16 protein-coding genes are annotated in these 15117 nt (G+C 69.5%); all 16 read right to left on the bottom strand.

The genetic code is table 11. The features are described from left to right. Entirely contained in the window at positions 1 to 528 is a 528-nt protein-coding gene (locus tag ACFVV5_RS04925; protein ID WP_387239814.1) for a hypothetical protein, read from the bottom strand. Next, positions 521 to 1876, bottom strand: a complete 1356-nt coding sequence (locus tag ACFVV5_RS04930; RefSeq protein WP_387239817.1) for a dihydroorotase — start codon at positions 1874 to 1876, stop codon at positions 521 to 523. Before ACFVV5_RS04930 ends, ACFVV5_RS04925 begins: the two co-directional genes overlap by 8 nt. After that, positions 1873 to 2832, bottom strand: coding sequence for an aspartate carbamoyltransferase catalytic subunit (locus tag ACFVV5_RS04935; RefSeq protein WP_387239820.1), 960 nt, complete (start codon positions 2830 to 2832; stop codon positions 1873 to 1875). The genes ACFVV5_RS04930 and ACFVV5_RS04935 overlap by 4 nt, the downstream gene beginning before the upstream one ends. After that, positions 2829 to 3392, bottom strand: a complete 564-nt coding sequence (gene pyrR, locus ACFVV5_RS04940; protein WP_387239823.1) for a bifunctional pyr operon transcriptional regulator/uracil phosphoribosyltransferase PyrR — start codon at positions 3390 to 3392, stop codon at positions 2829 to 2831. The genes ACFVV5_RS04935 and pyrR overlap by 4 nt, the downstream gene beginning before the upstream one ends. A gap of 96 nt (positions 3393 to 3488) precedes the next feature. After that, positions 3489 to 4229, bottom strand: a complete 741-nt coding sequence (locus ACFVV5_RS04945; RefSeq protein ID WP_387239826.1) for a DsbA family protein — start codon at positions 4227 to 4229, stop codon at positions 3489 to 3491. 17 nt (positions 4230 to 4246) lie between these two features. Further along, complete coding sequence (gene nusB / locus ACFVV5_RS04950; protein WP_387239829.1) at positions 4247 to 4663, bottom strand: transcription antitermination factor NusB; 417 nt, start codon at positions 4661 to 4663, stop codon at positions 4247 to 4249. 30 nt (positions 4664 to 4693) lie between these two features. Beyond that, a complete protein-coding gene (gene efp, locus ACFVV5_RS04955; RefSeq protein ID WP_387239832.1) occupies positions 4694 to 5257 on the bottom strand; it encodes an elongation factor P in 564 nt (187 codons plus the stop codon). Between the two features lie 101 nt (positions 5258 to 5358). After that, entirely contained in the window at positions 5359 to 5841 is a 483-nt protein-coding gene (locus ACFVV5_RS04960; protein WP_387239835.1) for a type II 3-dehydroquinate dehydratase, read from the bottom strand. Positions 5842 to 5847: 6 nt separating this feature from the next. Then, positions 5848 to 6267: a hypothetical protein gene (locus tag ACFVV5_RS04965; RefSeq protein ID WP_387239838.1), complete on the bottom strand. Its 420-nt coding sequence runs from the start codon at positions 6265 to 6267 to the stop codon at positions 5848 to 5850. 2 nt (positions 6268 to 6269) lie between these two features. Next, positions 6270 to 7361 carry a 3-dehydroquinate synthase gene (gene aroB / locus ACFVV5_RS04970; RefSeq protein ID WP_387239841.1) on the bottom strand — a complete coding sequence of 364 codons (1092 nt, stop codon included), beginning with the start codon at positions 7359 to 7361 and terminating at the stop codon, positions 6270 to 6272. Further along, positions 7358 to 7849 (bottom strand): shikimate kinase, encoded by a 492-nt coding sequence (locus ACFVV5_RS04975; protein ID WP_387239844.1) that lies wholly within the window; start codon positions 7847 to 7849, stop codon positions 7358 to 7360. Before ACFVV5_RS04975 ends, aroB begins: the two co-directional genes overlap by 4 nt. Before the next feature lie 5 nt (positions 7850 to 7854). Then, the gene (gene aroC / locus ACFVV5_RS04980) at positions 7855 to 9066 is read right to left on the bottom strand and encodes a chorismate synthase (RefSeq protein ID WP_387239847.1); all 1212 of its coding nucleotides are present in this window, start codon (positions 9064 to 9066) and stop codon (positions 7855 to 7857) included. Positions 9067 to 9121: 55 nt separating this feature from the next. Next, positions 9122 to 10483 carry a shikimate dehydrogenase gene (locus ACFVV5_RS04985; RefSeq protein WP_387239850.1) on the bottom strand — a complete coding sequence of 454 codons (1362 nt, stop codon included), beginning with the start codon at positions 10481 to 10483 and terminating at the stop codon, positions 9122 to 9124. Next, entirely contained in the window at positions 10476 to 11969 is a 1494-nt protein-coding gene (mltG, locus tag ACFVV5_RS04990; RefSeq protein WP_387239853.1) for an endolytic transglycosylase MltG, read from the bottom strand. Before mltG ends, ACFVV5_RS04985 begins: the two co-directional genes overlap by 8 nt. 1 nt (position 11970) lies before the next feature. Next, a complete protein-coding gene (ruvX, locus tag ACFVV5_RS04995) occupies positions 11971 to 12438 on the bottom strand; it encodes a Holliday junction resolvase RuvX (protein WP_387239856.1) in 468 nt (155 codons plus the stop codon). 3 nt (positions 12439 to 12441) lie between these two features. Then, positions 12442 to 15099: an alanine--tRNA ligase gene (alaS, locus tag ACFVV5_RS05000; protein ID WP_387239859.1), complete on the bottom strand. Its 2658-nt coding sequence runs from the start codon at positions 15097 to 15099 to the stop codon at positions 12442 to 12444. Positions 15100 to 15117: the final 18 nt, after the last annotated feature.

Consider the following 15117-nt stretch of genomic DNA (forward strand, 5'->3'; position numbering starts at 1 on the left):
TCACACCTCACTTTCGGTGGTGGGTCCCGCCTGGCTTCCGGCGGGGAGAAGGGTTTCGATCGCGGCGATGAGAGGCGCCCGATCGGCCGGGTCGACGACCCGGAGGTAGCTGTCGGCGGCGGCGCCGCCACTGGTGGTCCAGGAGAGCCGGAGCAGGCCGTCCTTCTCGACCACCCGGTCGATCGTGAAGGTGGCCTCGCCCACGCCGTCGAGCGCCGCCGCCTCGACGAACACGGGATCTTCGCCGGTCACCGCGATGGTAACCCCGTCGTCGGCGACGGTGACGTGCGCGCGACCACGGAAGGAGAGACCGGGCAGCGCGAGGCGTTCGAGCTGCTCGCCGCCCTTGGTGGTGGCGACGTAGAGCGCGTCGGTCTCGGCGATCGTCGCGCCAGGCGTCGCGGGAGCCGTGTAGCCCGCTCCCGCCGCACGGTCGCGTGCGGCGCGGCGACGCCAGCCCCAGAGCATGAGAGCGAAGATCGCCAGGATGACCAGCACCGTGACGACGGTGGGGAGGAGCCTATCCATGGAGGGCCCCCTGCCGGGTGGCGGCGAACGCGCGGGCGCGACGGCCGACCTCGGCGGTGTCGACGACGGCGCCGTCGAACACGGTCGGGTAGCCGTGGTGGAAGGTCGCAACGACCCGGCCGGGCAGTGTCATCGACAGGTAGGGCGAGTTGACGCCCTTGCCGGCCAGGTCGCCCGTCGAGAACTCCCGAGACGCGTGAGGGTCGTAGAGCGTGAACTCCGCGGGCACTCCCGCTTCGAGGGCGTGGCCGTGGGAGGACAGGCGCCCGATGCGGGCCGGGGTGTGCGAGAGCACGCGGGCGACGTCGGCCCAGTCGAGCATCCCGGTCCGGACCACGGAGGCGTGCACGACCGAGAGCGCCGACTCGAGTCCGACCATGCCGAACGCCGCGGCGTCCCATTCGCAGTCCTTCGACTCGACCGGGTGCGGCGCGTGGTCGGTGGCGACGATGTCGATGGTCCCGTCGGCGAGACCGGCGCGCAGCGCCTCGACGTCTTCGCTCCGCCGCAGCGGCGGGTTCACCTTGTAGCGGGCGTCGTAGCCCCGCGCCAGGTCCTCGGTCAGGATGAGGTGGTGCGGCGTGACCTCGGCGGTCACGTCGATCCCGCGCGCCTTCGCCCACCGGATGACGTCGACCGATCCGGCCGTCGAGACGTGGCAGACGTGCAGCCGTGAGCCGACGTGCTCGGCGAGCAGTACATCCCGGGCGATGATCGACTCCTCGGCCACCGCCGGCCAACCGGTCAGCCCGAGCTCTCCGGAGAGCGCGCCCTCGTTCATCTGGGCGCCGGCCGTGAGCCGCGGCTCCTGGGCGTGCTGCGCGATGACACCGTCGAACGCCTTCACGTATTCGAGCGCCCGGCGCATCAGCAGCGGGTCGGAGACGCACTTGCCGTCGTCGGAGAACACGCGGACGCGCGCCCGCGAGTCGGCCATGGCGCCCAGCTCGGCGAGGCGCTCCCCCTCGAGCCCGACGGTGACGGCGCCGATCGGGCGCACCGTGGCGTAGCCGGCCGTGTCGCCCAGCGTCAGCACCTGCTCGACCACACCGGCCGTGTCGGCGACCGGCGAGGTGTTCGCCATCGCGAACACCGACGTGAATCCGCCGGCCGCAGCAGCGCGCGTGCCGGTGAGGACCGTCTCGCTCTGCTCGAAGCCCGGCTCGCGCAGGTGCGTGTGCAGGTCGACCAGGCCGGGGAGGGCTATCAGGCCGTTGGCGTCGACCACGGTGGCGCCCGCCGCGGACAGGCCGGTCCCGACCTCGGCGATGCGCCCGCCCTCGACGAGCAGGTCCGCCGCGCGGCCGTCGGCGAGCGTTGCGCCCGCGATCACATACGTCTCGTTCATCTCTCTGCGTCTTCCCGATCTCCACCGGACAGCAGGAGGTACAGCGCTGCCATCCTCACGGACACTCCGTTCGCGACCTGTTCTCTGACCGTCGAGCGGGGCGAATCCGCCGCCGCCGCCGAAATCTCCAGGCCCCGGTTCATCGGGCCGGGGTGCATGACAATGCTAGCGGTGCCGAGGCGGGCCAGCCGCTCGTCGTCGAGCCCCCAGCGGCGCGAGTACTCCCGGGTGTTGGGGAAGAAGGCGGCGTTCATGCGCTCGGCCTGGATGCGCAGCATCATGATCACGTCGGGTCCGGCGTCGATCGCGGCGTCGAGGTCGAAGCCGATCGTCGCGGGCCAGCCGCTGAGGTCCACCGGCAGCAGGGTGGGCGGGGCGATCAGGGTCACCGTCGCACCCAGCGTCTCCAGCAGCCAGACGTTCGAGCGTGCCACCCGCGAGTGCAGGATGTCGCCGACGATGGTCACGGTGACCCCGTCGAGGTCGTGGCCGCGCGAGGCCGCTCCATGCAGCCGGCGGCGGATCGTGAACGCATCGAGCAGCGCCTGCGTTGGATGCTCGTGCGTCCCGTCGCCGGCGTTGATGATCCCGGCGTCGATCCAGCCGCTCGTCGCGAGAGTCTGCGGGGCGCCGCTGGCGTGGTGGCGCACGACCACCGCATCCGCCCCCATGGCCGCCAGGGTCTGCGCGGTGTCTTTGAGGCTCTCGCCTTTCGACACGCTCGAGCCCTTGGCGCTGAAGTTGATCACGTCGGCCGAGAGCCGCTTGGCGGCCGCCTCGAACGAGATGCGCGTGCGCGTCGAGTCCTCGAAGAACAGGTTCACGACGGTCTTGCCGCGCAGGGTCGGGAGCTTCCTGACCTCGCGCTCCTGCACATCCGCCATGTCTTCGGCGACGTCGAGCAGCAGGATCGCATCGTCGCGGCTCAGCGTCTTCGTGGAGAGCAGGTGCCTCATGCGCTCACCTCCGCCGTCCGGCCGTCGCCGGCCTCTTCGATGGTGACGGACTCGTCGCCGTCGATCTCGGTGAGCCGCACATTGATGCGCTCGCTCGCGGCGCTCGGCAGGTTCTTGCCGACGAAGTCGGCCCGGATGGGCAGCTCGCGGTGGCCGCGATCGACCAGCACCGCGAGGCGAACGACTCGCGGCCGGCCCAGGTCTCCGAGCGCGTCGAGGGCGGCCCGCACGGTGCGGCCCGAGTAGAGCACGTCGTCCACGAGCACCACGGTCTTGCCGTCGATCGAACCCGGGACCGAGGTCGGCGCCGGTGCTCGCGTCGGGTTGCGGGCGAGGTCGTCTCGGTACATCGTCACGTCGAGGGCGCCGACGAGGTCGCCGGTGCCCGGCTCGATGCGCTGGATGTTCTCTGCGATCCGTTGCGCGAGGATGACGCCGCGCGTGGGGATCCCGAGGATGACGAGGTCGTTCGTTCCCCGGTTGGACTCCAGGATCTCGTGGGAGATCCGAGTCAACGCCCGGGTGATGTCAGCCTGCTGCAGCACAGTGCGTGCCGTCATGCCGACCTCCTTCCCCGCCTCACAGGACGGCTGTTAAAGGATGTCTACCTCGGTCGAGCATAGCAGTGAGCGCGCGGCCCGATCGTCTCCGAGCGGTCAGTGCTTCTCGAGGAAGGACCGGAACGCGCGCGCATCGGTGATGTCACCCGTGTACTGCTTGCCGTCGACCAGGATGGTCGGCGTCTGCTGGATCGCCTTCAGGTCGGATCCTTCGACGTCGATCGGCCCGGTCTGCGAGCGCGCGGTGTTGCGCTGCGCCCAGGCCTGGTACGGCTCGCCCTTCGCCACGCAGTCGCTGATGTCGGCGATCCCCAGATCGGTGGCCCGCTTGACCAGCTCTTTGTCCGTGAGGCCGCTCGAGCCCTCCTCGGGCTGGTCCTTATACAGCGCCTGGAAGTACGCGAGAGCCTTGTCGGGCTCCTGCACGGCCACGCAGGTCAACGCTGCGACGGCGCGCGTGGAGTATCCGGTGCCGTTCGAGGCGCGGTCGAGGAAGGTCAGCGGCCGGAGCCGCAAAGTGATGGAGTCGTCGGAGACGGCCGTGGCGAGGGTGTCGCCGTTGGCCTTCTCGAACGCGCCGCAGGCGGGGCACATCGGGTCGAACCAGAGGTCGACCGTCGTCGGGCCGGTGCCCGCCGTGATGTAGCCCTGGTCGAAGTTCACCGCGCCGTCGGTCCCGGTCGCCGGCTTCGCCGTGGCGGTCGGCACCGAGCCGGAGTCGCCGCCGACGAGCGAGCAGCCCGCGACACCGGCGACGAGGGCGACCGCGACGAGCACGGCGCCGAGGGCACGCACCCCCCGGCGACGGACGGGACGGTCGGGGGCGGTGCGGCTCATCGTGCTCTTCTCTTCGGTTACTTCGGTTTGTTCTGCGAGATCTTGGCCAGCAGCCCGTTGATGAAGCCGGCCGAGTCGTCGGTCGACAGCACGGTCGCGGCCTCGACGGCTTCGGAGATCGCGACGCCGTCGGGGACCTCGTCGTTGAACAGGAGCTCCCAGATGCCGATGCGCAGGATGGCGCGGTCGATCGTCGGCATGCGCGCGAGGGTCCACCCCTGCGAGTAGGTCTCGATCTGCTCGTCGATCTCGTCCTTGTTGTCGATCACACCGTCGACGATCTCGCGGGCGTACAGCCACGACGCCTCGCGCTGCGGCTCGTTGGCTGCGCGCTCGGACTCGGTCGCGAGGGCCTGGTTGAGAGGGATCTGGCGGATGTCAGCCCCGTAGAGCACGTCGAGCGCGCGCTTACGGGCTTTGGTTCGTGCACTCATCGTCTGTGGGGTTCCGGTCGACGGGCGGCGTCAGTCGTTGACGCGGCCGAGGTAGTCCCCGGTACGCGTGTCGACCTTGACCTTGGTGCCGGTCTCGAGGAACAGCGGCACCTGGATCTGGTAGCCGGTCTCGACGGTGGCGGGCTTGGTGCCGCCGGTCGAACGGTCGCCCTGCAGGCCGGGCTCGGTGTAGGTGATCTCGAGCACGACGGAGGCGGGGAGCTCGACGTAGAGCGGCTCGCCCTCGTGCAGCGCGATGGTGACGTTCTGGTTCTCCAGCATGAAGTTGGAGGCGTCGCCCACGACCACACCGGTCACGGTGATCTGGTCGTAGTCGCTGGTGTCCATGAAGACGAAGCTCTCGCCGTCCTGGTACAGGTACTGGTAGTCGCGGCGGTCGACGTTCGACGTCTCGATCTTCGAGCCGGCGTTGAACGTGCGGTCGACGGTCTTGCCCGACGTGACGTTCTTCAGCTTGGTGCGCACGAAGGCGCCGCCCTTGCCCGGCTTCACGTGCTGGAACTCGATCACGGTCCAGAGCTGGCCGTCCATGTTGAGGACGATGCCGTTCTTGATGTCAGCGGTTGTTGCCATGCCAGGGTTCCGTTCGATTGGGAGAAGTTGCGGGTGGATGCACGCCTCAGGCGGTCCACGGTGGCTGGCCTTCCGGCGGCAGCCTCAAGAGATTCTAGTTGTCAGTGGGCGTTTCGGCGAATGTACGCGAGTGCGAGACGGTAGGACTCGAATCCGAAGCCGGCGATGACCCCGGTCGCGACGCCGCTGATCACGCTCGTGTGACGGAACTCCTCGCGGGCGTGCGGATTGGAGAGATGCACCTCGATCACCGTGCCTCCGGCCTTCGTGACCAGCGAGACGGCATCCCGGAGCGCGTAGGAGTAGTGGATCCAGGCGCCGGCGTTCAGGATGACCGGTGCGCCCGAGTCGGCGGCTTCGTGCAGCCAGCCGAGGAGCACCGCTTCGTCGTCGGTCTGGCGCAGGGCGATACTCGACTCGGGTGCGTCGCCCTCGAGCACCGTTCGGAGGTCGTCGAGAGTGCCGGAGCCGTAGACATCGGGCTCACGCGTGCCGAGGCGGCCGAGATTGGGGCCGTTGAGGACCAGGATGCTCGAGCCGGCCGCCCTGGAGACGCCGGCGCTGGAGTCGGGGAGACTGCTCATGACGCCTTAGCCTACTGACGCTTCGCCATCGGCGAGCGGACGGACGCGCACCGCCGACCACCCGTCGTCCACGGAGACGTTGCTGTTGGCCCTCCAGCCGAACGCACCGGCCTCGCGCATGATGACATCGCGGTTGACGTCGGCCCGGCCGCCTTTCGGGTAGAGGAACCACACGGCCCGCGCACCGGAGAGGGACGGCAGCTCGCTCGCGTACCGAGCGAGGAGCTCGTCACGGCTGTGCACGAAGGTCACGGCGATCGCTGCGCCGGCCGCATCCGCTTCGCCCGGCGCGCGCGCCGACGACATCGCCGCCGCGCCCGCGGGAAGTTCGCCGAGGAGGGCCTGCTCCTCGGGCGTGCCCCCGACGACGAGAACCCGGTCGCCCGCCTTCACCTGGAGCTTCTGAGCCACCGTCTTCTCGGTCACGGTTACGCCCCGATCTCCTGGTAGGCCGCGAACAGCAGACTCTGGTCGGGCCCGGCGAGCACTGTGGGCCGCGCCACATCGTCGAGCACGATGAAGCGCAACAGGCTGCCGCGCGCCTTCTTGTCGCGCTGCATCGAAGCCAGAAGGGTCTGCCAGCGCCCGAGAGGATATGTGGTCGGCAGGGTGAGCGACTCCAGGATGCTCCGATGACGGTCGACCACCTCATCGCTCAGGCGGCCGCTCAGCCGCGCGAGCTCGGCGGCGAACATCATCCCGACCGAGACCGCGGCGCCGTGCCGCCACTGATACCGCTCCGCATGCTCGATCGCGTGGCCGAGGGTGTGCCCGTAGTTGAGGATCTCGCGAAGACCCTGCTCGGTGAAGTCCTCCCCCACGACACGTGCCTTGATGCCGATGGAGAGCTCGACCAGCCGCCGGAACTCCGGAGTGACCGGATCGGTGGCCCGGTCGACATCGCGCTCGATGATGTCGAGGATCTCGGGATCGGCGATGAAACCGTACTTCACGACCTCGCCGAAACCCGCGAGGATCTCGTTGCGTCCGAGTGAGGTGAGGGTGTCGAGATCGCAGATCACCGCAGCCGGAGCGTAGAACGCGCCGACAAGGTTCTTGCCCTCGGCCGTATTGATGCCGGTCTTGCCCCCGACAGCCGCGTCGACCATGCCCAGCAGCGTGGTCGGCACCTGCAGCAGGCGGACGCCGCGCAGCCAGGTGGCGGCGACGAACCCCGCGAGGTCGGTGACCGATCCCCCGCCGAAGCCGATCACGGCGTCCGACCGGGTGAAGTCGGCCTGCCCCATGACCTGCCAGCAGAAGGCGGCGACCTCGACCCGCTTGGCCGCTTCGGCATCCGGGACCTCGGCCAGAAGCACCTCGTAGCGTCCCACCAGTGACTCGCGGAGTTCGGCGGCCGCGGCGCCGAGGGTCGGCGGATGCACGATCAGCACCTTGCTGACGCCGGAGCCCAGATACCGCGAGAGGTCGGACCGCAGCCCCCGCCCCACCAGCACCGGATACTGGTGCTCCCCGGGGACGAGGATCTCGGTGGGCTGGTCGTTCGCGATGTCGGTCATCGTTGTCCTTCCTCGATCCAGGAGGCGATCTGTTCCACGATGGTGTCGATCGAGCTGGTCGATGTGTCTGCCGTGTAGTCGGCGAGTGAGGCGTAGAGGTCGGCCCGCTTGGCGACGAGCCGCTTCCACGATTCGAGGTCGGTGACGAGGGGCCGTTTCGCGTTGGCGATGCGGGAGGCGATCGCCTCGGGGCTCACGGTGAGCAGCACCACGGTGGCGCCCGCGAGGTCGGTCCGGGTGTCGGGGTCGAGCACCGCGCCGCCGCCGAGCGACACCACGCCCGGCTCCACGAGCGCCTCGGCGACTGCGGTGCGCTCGAGCATCCGGAACTGCGGCTCGCCGAGCTCGGCGAAGATGCCCGGGATCGGCCCGTGCTGCGCGACCACGACGGCGTCGGTGTCGACGAAAGCGAGCCCGAGGCGTTTGGCCAGGCGCTTGCCCACCCTGGTCTTGCCTGCCGCGGGCGGCCCGATCAGGACGATGGTCACACCGTTCACTCCGCGTACGGCGCCGACAGCCGCGTCGTCGCCAGGTTCTCCGGGATCGCGTCGAGGTAGCCGCGCAGGTTGCGCGACGTCTCGGCGAGCGAGTCGCCGCCGAACTTCTCCAGCACGGCGTTCGCGAGCACCAGGGCGACCATGGCCTCTGCGACCACCCCGGCAGCCGGAACGGCGCAGACGTCGGAGCGCTGGTGGTGCGCGGGAGCGGCCTCGCTGGTGGCGATGTCGACGGTGCGCAGGGCGTGCGGGATGGTCGCGATGGGCTTCATCCCCGCTCGCACGCGCAGCACGGTCCCGGTGCTCATGCCGCCCTCGGTGCCGCCGGCCTTGTCGCTGGTGCGAGAGATCTCGCCGTCGCCGGGAACGAGCTCGTCGTGAGCCTCCGAACCGCGCCGTGTCGTGGTGAGGAAGCCGTCGCCGACCTCCACGCCTTTGATCGCCTGGATGCCCATGAGGGCGGCGGCGAGCTGCGCGTCGAGACGGCGATCCCAGTGCACGTGGGAGCCGAGCCCCGGCGGAAGACCGTAGGCCAGCACCTCGACCACGCCGCCGAGTGTGTCGCCGTCCTTGCGGGCGGCGTCCACCTCCGCGACCATCTCGGCGGAGGTCCGCGGGTCGAAGCAGCGCAGCGGATCGGCATCGAGCGTGCCGACATCGCTCGGCAGCGGGAGCGGCGAGCCCTCGGGGACGCGAACGGGCCCGATGGACAGGGTGTGGCTGACGAGGGTGATGCCGAGCTGTTCCAGGAACGACCGGGCGACCGCGCCGAGCGCCACCCGGGCGGCCGTCTCACGGGCGCTGGCGCGCTCCAGGATGGGCCGTGCCTCGTCGAAGCCGTACTTCTGCATGCCCACGAGGTCGGCGTGGCCGGGTCGGGGACGCGTCAAGGCCGCCCCGCGGCCGCCGGCGAGCTTCTCCTCGTCGACCGGCTCGGCACTCATGACGTCGACCCACTTGGGCCATTCGGTGTTGCCGATGCGGACGGCGATCGGGCTGCCGAGCGTGTAGCCGTGACGGACTCCGCCCGAGATCTCGAGGGCATCCTGTTCGAACTTCATGCGAGCGCCCCGGCCATAGCCGAGTTTGCGGCGCGCGAGGTCCGCGCGGATCGCGTCGAGGGAGACCGGCACGCCTGCCGGCAGTCCTTCGAGCAGGGCGATGAGTTCGGGGCCGTGGGATTCCCCGGCCGTGAGCCAACGAAGCATGATTCGATTCTGGCATAGCGGCACGAGGCCGCCCGACGTCGCCCTCGGTCGCCCGCTACTCGAGCGGGGCGCCGGTCTCGTCGATCCCGACGGCTTCGAGCATCACCGCGAGGACGGTTTCCTCATGGTCGAGCGCCTGAAGCGGATCGCCGGTCACGAAGATGCGGGCCTGCAGAAGCGCCTGATGCGCGAGCATGGCCAGCCCGGAGACGACCCGGCCGCCGACAGCCTGCCAGGCAGCGCCCAGCACGCTGGGCCACGGGTCGTAGGAGACATCGAGCAGGAGCGCGCGACGTCTGGTCGAGTCCGTGTAGAGCGCATCCGTGGTCACACCTCCCGGCAGGGTGCTGATCACGAGGTCGGGGATGTCGAGCGAGCGGTCCGCCTGACTGGTGGGCCTGATCCGGATCATCAGTCCCAGCTCGTGCGCGAGCGGCTCGAGCCAGACGCTGCGCCCCAGCGAACGCGCGTAGACGTCTACCCGCTCGGCTCCCAGCTCCGCGGCTGCGACGAGCGCGGATGCGGCCGTGGCACCCCCACCGAGGATGTGCACGAACCGTGCGCTCTCCAGACCGGCGGCCGCCAGGGCGCGCACGATCCCGGACACATCGGTGTTGAAGCCGCGCGTCACTCCGTCGTCGAAAAGCACCGTGTTCGCGGCGCCGGTCTGCTCGGCCACGCGGTCGATCTCGTCGAGCAGCGGGATGACGCTCTGCTTGAGCGGCATCGTCAGCGAGAGCCCACGCCATTCGTGGCCGAGCCCGGCGATGAAGTCGGCGAGGCCGTCTCCGGTGACGTCGGCGGTCCCGTACTCCCAGTTCAGCCCGAGCGCTTCGTAGGCCGCTCGGTGGAGGGCCGGAGACTTCGAGTGGTCGATCGGGGATCCGAGCACAGCGAGCTTGCGCACCGGAGCCTTGCTCTTGCGTGCCGGCTTGGTCGCCGGTGCTGCGGGAGCCGCCGGTGCTTCGACCACCTCGAGTTCCTCGACTGCCTCGAGCTCCTCGACCACGTCGTCGTCGGGCTCTTCCAGCTCTTCGGCCTCCTCGGCCTCGGCGACGGCGGCCTCCTCCGCTTCGAGGGCGCGCTCCGCTTCGACCAGCGCGGCGATCCCGGCCTCGGCCTCGGCCTCCGAGACACCGTTCTCCTCGGCGTCCAGCGTCTCAGGCACACGGTCGGCGATCTCCGGCTCGGCCGAATCGTCGTCGGCCGCCGCGTCGTCGCCCATCACGGCCGGCTCGACGATGTCGTCGACGACCCCGTCGACCTCCGCGGCCTCGTCCGGCTCCGCACCCTCGTCGTCCGCGAATCGCCCTTCGAGCTCCGTGACCGCGTCGACGTCCGTGTCGGCCGTCGGCTTCTCAGCCTTCCCGGTCGATGCGGCCTTGCCGGCGCCGCGCGCGCCTTGCTTCTTATCCATAGCCTGGGTTGTCCCTCATCCATTGCTGCCATTTGGCGACGGCCGCGTCGTGCTCTTCGACCGTCGTCGAGAAGATGGTCTCACCGGTCTTCAGGTTCCACGTCACGAAGAACATCCACGGTCCGGCGGCCGGGTGGAGTGCCGCATTGATCGCCAGGTCGCCGGGGTTCGAGATCGGCCCGACCGGCAGTCCCGGATGCACGTACGTGTTGTAGAGGTTCGCAGCGTTCGCGCGTTCGGCGTCTGTCGTCGTCACCGTGTGCGTGTTACCGGTTCCGTACGCGACCGTCGCGTCCGATTGCAGCTTCCAGCCCTGAGCGAGCCGGTTCAGGAACACCCGCGACACCTTCGGGTAGTCGGGGGCGAGTCCGGCTTCGCGCTGGACGATCGACGCGAGCACGACCGTCTTCCAACGGTCGGCGGGCGCGACGCCCGCCTCGTCGAGCGCCTGGAACGAGCGGTCGACGAGCGTCTTGATCGCATCGTGGGCCGTGATGCCCGGGGCGAAGGTGTACGTCGCCGGGAACAGGAACCCTTCGAGGGTCTTCGCCTGCGCTGGCACTCCGTATTGCGCCGGATTGGCCGCAGCGGCCGTGAGGTCGGCGACCGGGATCTTCGTGGCGTCGGCGACGATCGGGAGGATGTCCTTCTCCGCCGTCCCTTCGGGGATCACCGCCGTGTTCTCGACCCGCGACGCCGGGTCCTCCAGCGCGAGGAGCGCCGACTGCGCGCTCATCTGCTTCGCGAGCTTGAACGCGCCCGGCTGGAACTGGACCTCGGGCTTCTGCCGCAGCAGGAGCGAATAGAAGGCCTCGTAGCTCTTCGTGACTCCGGCCGAGTGCAGTTTGGTGGCGACATCCGATCCCGTGTCGCCCGAGGCGATCGAGACGAGCACCGACCCGGTCCCGCTCCCGCTGTAGTCGTTGTTCTTGGGGGTGATCGCCTCGACCAGCTTCGCCACCTGCGGCTGGAAGGCGGCGTAGGCGCCACCGGCGAGCCCGCCCAGGATCGCGACGACCAGGAGTGTCACCCAGAGCGGCTTCAGGCTGCGCTTCTTCTTGCGCGGCTTCTCGTGCGACACATAGTGCTGCTGTCTCCAGGCGAGCGGCGACTCCGGCGGGGCCGACCCGTCTCGCGCCGGTCCGCCGTCCGTCTCGGACGCTGCGGCGATCTCCTCCGCGCCATTCTGAACCGGCACCTCGGCGGTCAGCGGCGATCCCCCCTGAGCCTCCCTCGCCTCGCGGCGCGTCCTCGGCGCACGCCGCACGGCCGGAGCGACCGGCGCATCCGCAACGACCGGCGCATCCGGAACGACCGGAACGACCGGCGCGGCCGGAGCGTCGGCGACACGGGTCGGCTCCGCCGGAGCGGTCGTCACCTCGGGCATGCCGTCGTCGAACAGCGCGTCGAAGGGGTCGAACTCGCGTTCGGCGTCCGCGGGCGGAATGGTTTCGCCAGGCCCAGGAGGATGTGGGTTCTGCGACAAACTAAGGTCCAATGTTCGGTTCGATGGAGGTGCCCGGCGGATGACCTGTAGCGCGCTCCGCGTCGAGGGCGTGCTGCAAAATTATCGTGGCGGCCACCTGATCCACCACCGGACGCGCACTTTTGGCGTTCTTGCCGGATGCTCGGAGCGCGGAGTGGGCAGAAACGGTCGACAGCCGTTCGTCCACGAGGCGCACCGGCACGTCGACGTCCGCTCCGAGAGCGGTCGCGAATCCGACCGCGTCAGCAGTGGATGCCGTGTGTGCTCCCGAAAGCGCCAGAGGCAGTCCGACGATAATCTCGAAAACTCCGAGTTCGGTCACAATCTCCGCGATCCTACGCCGATCCGCAGCATCTTCGGAGCGGGCGACCGTCTCCACGGGCGTCGCGAGCATCCCGTGGGGGTCGGACCGGCTGACGCCGATCCTGACCTTGCCGACGTCGATCCCGAGCCGCACTCCCGTTCGCACGCGCTATCCGGCTATCGCCGACGTCACCGCGCGGAGCGCTGCCGGAATCGCTTCGACGTCGGTTCCGCCACCCTGCGCGAGGTCGGGCTTGCCACCACCGCCGCCTCCGAGCACGCCGGACGCGGTCTTGGCGAGCGCACCGGCGTTCGCCCCCGCGTCACGCGCGGCCTGGTTGGTGGCCACGATCACGACGGGCTTCTCCCCCGCGCGTGCCGCCAGCGCGACGACCGCCGGGTCGGAGCCGAGGCGTTCCCGCACAGTGGTGACGAGCAGACGCAGATCGTCGGCGGAGCTGAGCGATCCGGCATCCTGAGACACGACGGTGAACGCCCCGTGACGCGCGGAGCTCTCGAGCAGCGCCGGCACCTTGTCGAGCACCGCGCGCGCCTCGAAGGCGGCGATGCGTTTCTCGGCCGCCTTCAGGTTGGCCATCAGGTCGGCGATCTTCTCGGGGAGCTGCTCACGCGGCGTCTTCAGGTTTCCGGACAGCTGCGACACGATGGTGCGCTCGACGGCGAGGTCGCGGAACGCCTCCAGGCCGACCAGCGATTCCACGCGGCGGTTGGTGGATCCGACCGACGACTCGCTCACCAGGTTGATCATGCCGATCTCGGAGCTCGAGATCACGTGGGTTCCGGCGCAGAGCTCACGAGACCACGCTCCGTCGATGTCGACGACGCGCACGGTGTCGCCGTACTTCTCGCCGAACAGCGCCATCGCGCCGAGCGCCCTGGCTTCCGCCAGGGGCATCTCGCGGGTGGTGACCTCGAAGTTCTGCCGAATGGCGTTGTTCGAGATCTCCTCGATCTCGGTGCGGGTCTCGGGCGAGAGCGCCTGGTTCCACGAGAAGTCGAGTCGCAAGTAGCCGGCCTTGTTGTACGAGCCGGACTGGTGGGCGTTCGAGCCGAGCACCTGCCGCAACGCCGCGTGGATGATGTGGGTTCCGGAGTGCGCCTGCCGCGCACCGCGCCGGTAGTCGCGGTCGACCAGGCTCGTCGCCGGCGAACCGACGCCCACCTCGCCACTGCGCACGAGCACCTTGTGGCTGATCAGGCCCTTCACGGGCTTCTGCACATCGAGGACGTCGAGCTCGTAGCCCGGACCGACGATCGTGCCGGCGTCGGCGTCCTGACCGCCGGACTCCGCGTAGAGCGCCGTGGCTCCGAGGATGACCTCGGCCACCTGTCCCTCGGTCGCCTTCGTCACCGAGGCGCCGTCGACGATCAGGCCCAGGATGCTCGACTCGGTCTCGAGCTCCGTGTAGCCGGTGAACACGGTCTCGCCGTGCGAGCGGAACGCGCTGTAGACGGACAGGTCGGCCAGTGCGGTCTTCTTCGCCTTGGCGTCCGCCTTGGCGCGGGAGCGCTGATCGGCCATCAGGCTGTCGAACGCCGTGCGATCGACAGTGAGGCCCGCCTCCTCCGCCATCTCGAGCGTGAGGTCGATCGGGAATCCGTACGTGTCGTGCAGCAGGAACGCCGTGTCGCCGGCGAGCTCCTTCTTGCCGGCGCGCTGCGTGTTCGCGACCGCGGTGTCGAGGATGCCCGTGCCCGCGACCAGCGTGCGAAGGAACGTCTCCTCTTCTGCATAGGCCAGCTGGGAGATGCGCGCGAAGTCGTTGCCGACCTCGGGGTACGCCGCCTTCATCGCGTCGCGCGACACCGTGAACAGCTCGGGGAAGGTGGGACGGTCGACGCCGAGGAGGCGCATCGCGCGCACCGTGCGGCGCATCAGCCGGCGCAGGATGTACCCGCGCCCTTCATTCGATGGCGTCACGCCGTCGGACATCAGCATGAGAGCGCTGCGCACGTGGTCCGCGATCACGCGCAGGCGCACGTCGTCGTCGTGGACCGCGCCGTAGTTCTTGCCGGCCAGCTCGGCCGCGCGGTCGAGCACCGGGCGCACCTGGTCGATCTCGTACATGTTCTCGACGCCCTGCTTGAGGAACGCTACGCGCTCCAGCCCCATGCCGGTGTCGATGTTCTTCTTGGGCAGGTCGCCGAGGATCTCGAAGTCGGCCTTGCCCGTCCCCTCGCCGCGCAGATACTGCATGAACACGAGGTTCCAGATCTCGACGTAGCGGTCGTCGTCGGTCGCCGGTCCGCCGTCGATGCCGTAGGCGGGGCCGCGGTCGAAGAAGATCTCCGAGCAGGGACCGGCCGGGCCCGGCTGGCCGGTCGACCAGTAGTTGGTGTCCTTGCCGAGGCCCTGGATGCGCTCCTCGGGCAGACCCGCCACGCGACGCCAGATCTGCCGCGCCTCGTCGTCGTCTTCGTACACCGTGACCCACAGGTCGTCCGGGGAGAAGCCCAGCCCGCCGTCGTCCTCCGACATCGTCAGCAGGTCCCACGCGAAGGTGATCGCCTGCTCTTTGAAGTAGTCGCCGAACGAGAAGTTGCCGCACATCTGGAAGAAGGTGCCGTGCCGGGGCGTCTTGCCGACCTCCTCGATGTCCAGGGTCCGGATGCACTTCTGAACGCTCGTCGCGCGCGGGAACGGCGACGGCACGAGACCGGTGAGGTACGGGACGAACGGAACCATGCCGGCCACGGTGAACAGGAGCGACGGGTCGTCGCTGACGAGCGAGGCGGACGGGACGACGGTGTGACCGCGCTGGGCGAAGAAGTCGAGCCAGCGGCGGTGGATTTCAGCAGTCTGCATGGGTTCCGAGCGGTGAAG

The organism is Leifsonia sp. NPDC058248, from assembly GCF_042881905.1.
Classification (GTDB): Bacteria; Actinomycetota; Actinomycetes; order Actinomycetales; family Microbacteriaceae; genus Leifsonia.